This is a genomic window from Acidobacteriota bacterium (assembly GCA_009691245.1).
GTDB lineage: Bacteria > Acidobacteriota > Terriglobia > 2-12-FULL-54-10 > 2-12-FULL-54-10 > SHUM01.
This window is the reverse complement of sequence record SHUM01000040.1, coordinates 25,713-32,470: the sequence shown is the minus strand read 5'-3', so window position 1 is coordinate 32,470 and position 6,758 is coordinate 25,713. Positions and strand designations below refer to the sequence as shown.

The window sequence follows — 6,758 nt, the reverse complement described above, 5'->3', positions numbered from 1 at the left end:
CCCTGTTGAACCCTGTTGAACCCTGTTGAACCCTGTCGCGCTCTGTCGTCGGACTACGATGGCAACTCGACCTGGCGGGCCGCAGTGTCAGCCCACAGAAGACAACTCGCCAGCCCTGAATTGCGATTGCAATCAGGACTGGCGAAAATAAGATGGAGCGGGAGACGGGATTTGAACCCGCGACATCGACCTTGGCAAGGTCGCACTCTACCGCTGAGCTACTCCCGCGACCAATGAGAATTATACATTACACGCTGGCTGCGCGGCAACCCACGCGCAACATTTCCAGACGATCCCGCCAGTTGTTCCACAATCCTTACCCAGGCCCATCCCAACCAGCAGGCCTAGAAATACAGCTTCAGGGCGAGCTGGAGCTGGCGCGATCGGGTGGAGGTATCGATGATGTTTCCCGCCGTGGCTAGCGGCGCTTCCGCTGCGTTACCGACAGCGCCCGTGAAGACGGTGCGGTTGGGCATGCCGAAGTTGACGCGATTCAGGATGTTGAAAACTTCCGCGCGAAACTCGATGCGGCCGGTTTCGCCCAGCCGAGGGAGGGCGACCTCTTTGGTGGCGGAGAGGTCCAGGTTGGCAAGACCGGGGCCGCGCAGAATATTCCTTCCCGCATTGCCGAGGAAGCCCACGCGCTGCAAGCTAAACGCGGCCGGATCGTAGTAGCGCGTGGTGCCGCCGAGGATGATGTCGTCGCGGGTGCGGCCCGCCGCCATATCCGGGCGGTCGATGCCGCCGCCGCCGGTGTTTACCACGGAGCGCGACCGGTTGGTGTTTAGCGCCGGGGAAAAGGGATATCCGGTCTGCAACGAAAGAATGTTGCTCAACCGCCATCCATTCGCCAACATGCCGAGCACGCCGCCGCCCTGGTAAAACCGCGGCAGTTGATAGATCGAGTTGATGCGCCAGTTGTGCGTGGCGTCAAAGTCCGCGACCGCGCGATCAGTCTGGCGGCGGCTGGGCTCGGCCCCGAAGATGCTGGACTGGCCGTTGTCAGCACCGGCCTGACCCTGAGTTTCGTCGATTACCTTGGCATAAGTATAGGAACTCTGGAACTGGAACCCGCTGCTCAATCGCTTGTTCAGGCTGAACTGGAGCGAGTTATACCAGGAGTTGCCCCCCGCGGTCTTGAATTCCAGGCCGTCCCAATACGGACTATTGCGAACATCCTTGAGCGCGCCCGGGTTGGCGGCGGTGGCCGCGGTGCCCTGACCCAGCCAGCAGGCATTGTCCCCAGCGGAAGCGGCTTGGGAGCCGGTGGCCGGAACGCAGTCCGCTCCATTCCAGACTCCGCCGCGCACGGTGGGATTGCCGTCCTTGGTTTGCAGGATGTTCAGGCCGCGCGAGCCAGCGTATGCCACGGTGATGGCCATGTTGCCGGGTAGCTGCCGCTCCACAGTCAAGTGGTAGTCCAGGATGTGCGGCTGCTCCAGATTGTAGTCGAGAGTCCGCAAGGATCGTCCCGCCGTGGCGGTGGGAAACACCAGCGGCAGCGCAATCGTCGTCGGCTGCGTGACGTTGCTGACCGAGGAGAACGGCGGCGTGCCGGTTACCGCGATGGAGAGCGACTGGCCGAATACGGCGATGTCATAAAGCTCGGCGAAGCCGCCGCGCACGGACATCTTGCCGTCGCCCATTACGTCCCAGGCAATGCCCAGGCGCGGGCTGAAATTCTTGAGCGACATCTGTTTGAACGGCGCGCCCAGCGTGGCGCCCTGCACGGTGTCCGGCGTGGTGGCCGGGTTGCTCAACAAATCCCGCACGGCGGAGCCATGCCCACGGGTTTCGCTGGGCACGGTCATGAATTCGTAGCGCAGGCCGAGATTCAACGTCAGGTTTTGCCGCAACTGCAGATCGTCTTGCAGGTACATGCCAACGGTCTCGTAACGATACGTGCGGTCGAGGATGGAGCCGGGCGTATTGGCGTTGTAGGTGTTGGCCAGACCGACCAGGAAATTCCGCATATTGGTGAAGCTGACCGAACCCAGCGCCTGCGTATTCACATTCGAGTAAGTGTGCATGGCATTGACCAGCGCGCCGAACTTTAGCGAGTGCCTGCCAAGCGAGTAGAACATGTCATCGCTCAACGACAGAATATTCCTCCGCTGCAGGCTCTTCGACGCAGGGCTGATGCCGGTGATTCCCGTAATCGCCAGCGAGCCCATCGGCGTGCCGGGCAGGTAGGAATACTGCGGCCCCACCAGGTCCTGCGAAGAAAGCACCGCGGGGTTGGTGCGGCTATAGGAAAAGCGCACGGTATTCAAGAGCGCCGGCGAGAGCACATGGTTCTCCGACACAGTTCCGGACTGGCTGCGGCTGTCGCGCACCTGCTGGTAGATTTCGTAGTTCAGCGGATTGGTCTGCTCGGTATCGTCGATGGAGTAGCGCGCATAGAACGTGCTGTTGTTGGAGAAGGAGTGATCCACGCGGAACTGCACGAAATCCTCGGTGGTGGGCTGCGTAAACTTCAGGCTGTAGCGGGCCGTGGCGACATTGTCCGGCAGGTTCGGATTGGGGAATAATGCCAGCAAGGGCGCGATCTGCGGAGCGATGACCGGGGCGGGAATCGCCGCACCCACTTCGGGACAGGCGGCGAAAGTGATCACGCCATTGGCCGCGCCGTGGCAGCCCTCGTGCGGCACGTTGGCGATGTTGGTGGTGCCCAGCCGCTCGCGCAGGCCTTCAAAGACGGCGTGGAAAAAAGTTCTGTCGCGGCGAATCGGTCCGCCGACAGATACGCCGAATTGGTTTCTCTTCAACGGCGGCAGTCGGAAGTCCGGGCCGGTGGCGGCAGTCGGATAGTCAAAATAATTGCGCGCGTCGAAGACGTTGTTGCGCAGATACTCGAAGACCGATCCGTGAATGCTGTTCGTTCCGCTCTTCGAGACCATCACCACCTGGCTACCCATGGTCAGGCCGTACTCGGCGCTGAAGGAGTTGGTGATGACCTTGTACTCGCGGATGCCCTCGATGCCCAGCGTCGAGCCGTCCGACGACGCCGAGGTAGCGCCGGTGTTGTTGGTGAGAATGGCGCCATCGAGCAGATAGTTGTTCGAGCGCAGCGGCGCGCCGTTGCTGCTGAACCATGTGCCCACCGTGGAGGAAGCGTTGGACATGCCCTTGTGTTGGACAATGCCGGGCTGCATCAGCGCCAGGTCAATGTAGTTGCGCCCGTTGAGCGGCAGGTCGGCGACTTTCTGCTCCGTAACCAGACTGCCGATGGCGCCAGATGTCGTGTTCACCAGCGGGGCCTCGGCCGTGATCGAGATGGTCTGCTCCACGCCGCCCACCTGCAGGGTGAAGTTCATCACCGCTTCATCGGAGATGGCCAGCGTGAGACCCTTGCGCTCTTCCGCCTGGAATCCGACATGCTCGACGCGAATCTCGTATGCGCCCACCGGCAACGCCGGAAAACGGAAGCGACCGTCCGAGCCGGACTGCGCGGCGCGGGTGAGGCCGGTGTCCGTCTGAGTTACCGTCACGGAGGCATTGGGCACCACCGCGCCGCTGGGATCGCGGACAACTCCCAGAATCGTTGCTGTGGGCAGTTGGCCGTGGACCGGCTGCAAAAACAGCAGGACGGCGGCCAAGTGAAGAATAAAAGTGCCGGACTGTTGCAATGACTTGCGGATTTTCATGGCGATTGTGGTCATATCGACTCTCCCCCGAAACAATGTCTCTCATAGTAGGTCCGGCTGACCCCGGACAGATCGTGAACACATACTACCCCTATTTCATTGGGAGTCAAACAGGAAAGTGACTTCCGAAGAACCGACGTGGTTACCAATTAAACAGAGCAGCGAACCGTTGGTGGAGACTAATTGGCGCTTGGTGTGTCAAAGGGGATATGGACAGAAAAAGTGGAACCGCGACCCAGATCACTCTCCACCTGGATAGAGCCGCCGTGGGCTTCGACGAGATGCCGGGTGATAGAGAGTCCCAGACCGGTTCCGCCCACTTCGCGCGAGCGAGCTTCGTCTGCCCGATAGAAACGCTCGAATATTCTCTTTTGGTCTGCTTGCGTGATCCCGATACCGTTATCGACAACCTGAAGGGTTACTCCCGTTTCACTGGCCGCCACGCGGGCCTCAATGAGGCCGCCTGATGGGGTGTATTGAATTGCGTTGTCGAGGAGGTTGATCAGGATTTCGCGCAGCGCGTTGGGATCTCCATGGATGGGCGGAATGGACTCGGGAATTTGCGCTTGCAGGTTAAGGCTCTTTTTCTCCGCCTTCATGCGCACCGTTTCGATACACGAACTGATCAATTCCGCAACGGCCACGGTCCGCTTATCAATGCCTCCCGCGCCGGCTTCGATCAGCGATAGGTGCAATAGATCATTGGTCAGCCGATTCAGGCGAATGGAATGATCGCGGATGATCTGCACGAAGCGCGGACCGGATTGCTTGTCAGTTAACGCGCCATCGAGCAGGGTTTCGGCGAATCCCTGGATGGCTGTGAGCGGCGTCTTGAATTCGTGCGAGACGTTCGCAACAAAGTCGCGGCGCATCTGCTCCAGCTTGCGCAGCTCGGTGATGTCGTGCAGCACCAGGACAACGCCGGTGGTCTCTCCGACTGGAACCGGAGCGGCGGTAACCGCGAATGTCCTGGGAGGAAGCGAACTGGTGGTTACCTCGCTAAGAATCGTCTCGCGCGAGGTGAGCACCTGCTGCACGAGTTCCAGCAAGCCTGCCTGCCTCGTCACCTCCACCAGCAGTCGTCCCGCGCGCTGCATTCCTACCAGCCCCATGGCTTGGGCGAAGGCATCGTTGCAAAAAACGATCTTCTGTCCCGGCTCGATAACCACCACGCCCTCGACCATGCGCCGAAGGATGGCGTCGGAGCGATTCCGTTCTTCGGTGAGCTGCCGGGTAGTTTCTTCGTGCGCCGCGCTGGCATCATTCAAGGCCCGAGCAATTAAGTTGAGATTGCCTTGCACCGCATCGATATTCAGCGGCAACGCCAGTGGGCGCGTAGCGCCTCGAACCATGGATTCCGCGAACACGCGAATCCCGCCGAGCCGTCGATCGTATTGTCGCAGCAGGAGGATGAGGGGAAGCGCGCCGAGGAGGATGAATAATCCGACCAGTCCGAACCTGAGCCAAAAACTGGAAAGACCGATGCCGGAGCGTGGCAAAAAGAATTCGAGCAATGCCCCGGCCAGAATCCAGAACAGCAGATACAGCAGGCCAATACGCCGTGGACGGTTAGTGGGACCGAGACTCAAAAATATACCCTGCACCGCGGATGGTTTTAAGAAAAACGGGATTCTGTGAATCTTCCTCAATTTTTTCACGGAGACGGCGGATATAGACGTCAACGCTGCGGGGGATTACATAGCGGTCCGCGCCCCAGATAGCATCCAGCAAACGGTCCCGAGAAAACACTTTATTAGGATGCGACGCCAGAAAATGCAGCAGCCGAAACTCCATCGCGCTGAGAATCACATGCTTCCCGGAACGAGTCACTCGATAGGAAGTGGGGTCAATCGTCAGGCCACCCACTTCGATGGCGGCTTCACCCTGTGAGTCTGGCTCTCCGCGACGCAGCAAAGCCATCACACGGGCTACTAATTCGCGGGGGCTGAAAGGCTTGGTGACGTAATCATCGGCACCCAGTTCCAGGCCCACAATGCGATCCGCCTCTTCGCCGCGCGCCGTCAACATCAGTATCGGAATGCGGCGCGCTTTGGTGTCGCGGCGAAGCTCTTTGCAGATTTCCAGTCCGGACATGCGCGGCAGCATTAAATCGAGAATCAGAAGGTCGGGCTGCGATTTTCTAAACTGAGCGAGACCGGTGGCTCCATCCTGAGCGGTCGTAACTCGATAACCCTCTTTTTCCAGGTTATAGCGCACCAGTTCAATGATGTCCCGGTCGTCCTCAATCATCAGGATTTTTTTCATAACGGTTATCGCGCAATCCCCAGCCTAACTACATGATGATAATCTATAAGACATCGCCTTACCCAAGGCATTCCATGCGCAGGCAGTGCATCCAGCCTGAAAGGCAATCCACTGTGGTAGAATAATCAGTCCGTACAGGAACTATTTATGTCCAGGCAAATAGAAATTCTTCCGTCGATCCTCTCGGCTGATATGGCCAGGTTTGGGGAGGAGATCGAGCGGGTCAAGCAGGGCGGCGCGCGGGTCATCCATGTGGATGTCATGGACGGCCACTTCGTGCCCAATATTTCCATCGGGCCTCCGGTGGTAAAATCTTTGCGACGGGCAACCGACCTGCTACTGGATGTGCATCTAATGATCGAGAACCCGGACCTGTACATTCCGGAGTTCATCGCAGCGGGCGCAGACGTGGTAACCGTGCATCAGGAAGCCTCCCGGCATTTGGACCGAACCATCTCACTGATGCGGGCCAGTGGCACTGAAGCGGGGGTGGCCATTAATCCCGCCACACCGGTCGAGACGCTCTCGGAGATTCTGCACTTAGTGGACATGGTACTGATCATGAGCGTGAACCCAGGCTTTGGCGGGCAGAAGTTTATCCCGTATACTCTGGATAAGGTCCGCCAGTTGGATCGCAAGCGGCAAGAGCGTGGTCTGGACTTTCGCATTGAGATAGACGGTGGGCTAACGCCCGACAATGTCGCCGAGGCCATACGTGCTGGAGTGGATTGGGTGGTTGCGGGCAACAGCGTTTACGGGAGCCCGGACCCGGCGTCTCGCGTCCAATTGATGTCACGCCTTGCTCAGGAAGCGATGCTCACACGGGCGTAAGATAGAAACTTGCGG

General features: G+C 59.3%; 4 protein-coding genes and 1 tRNA gene. 1 reads left to right on the top strand and 4 read right to left on the bottom strand.

Translation table 11 applies throughout. The annotated features are described in order from the left end of the window. Nucleotides 1–153: 153 nt before the first annotated feature. From EXQ56_10470 to EXQ56_10455, 4 genes are all read right to left on the bottom strand, one after another. Nucleotides 154–228 (bottom strand) — tRNA-Gly (locus EXQ56_10470). Between the two features lie 116 nt (nt 229–344). After that, nucleotides 345–3,662, bottom strand: coding sequence for a TonB-dependent receptor (locus EXQ56_10465; protein ID MSO20864.1), 3,318 nt, complete (start codon nt 3,660–3,662; stop codon nt 345–347). 164 nt (nt 3,663–3,826) lie between these two features. Beyond that, nucleotides 3,827–5,236 carry a PAS domain S-box protein gene (locus EXQ56_10460; protein ID MSO20863.1) on the bottom strand — a complete coding sequence of 470 codons (1,410 nt, stop codon included), beginning with the start codon at nt 5,234–5,236 and terminating at the stop codon, nt 3,827–3,829. Continuing rightward, the gene (locus EXQ56_10455; GenBank protein ID MSO20862.1) at nt 5,217–5,912 is read right to left on the bottom strand and encodes a response regulator transcription factor; all 696 of its coding nucleotides are present in this window, start codon (nt 5,910–5,912) and stop codon (nt 5,217–5,219) included. The genes EXQ56_10460 and EXQ56_10455 overlap by 20 nt, the downstream gene beginning before the upstream one ends. Nucleotides 5,913–6,059: 147 nt before the next feature. Between EXQ56_10455 and EXQ56_10450 the strand changes: the two genes are divergently transcribed. After that, entirely contained in the window at nt 6,060–6,743 is a 684-nt protein-coding gene (locus EXQ56_10450) for a ribulose-phosphate 3-epimerase (GenBank protein ID MSO20861.1), read from the top strand. Nucleotides 6,744–6,758: the final 15 nt, after the last annotated feature.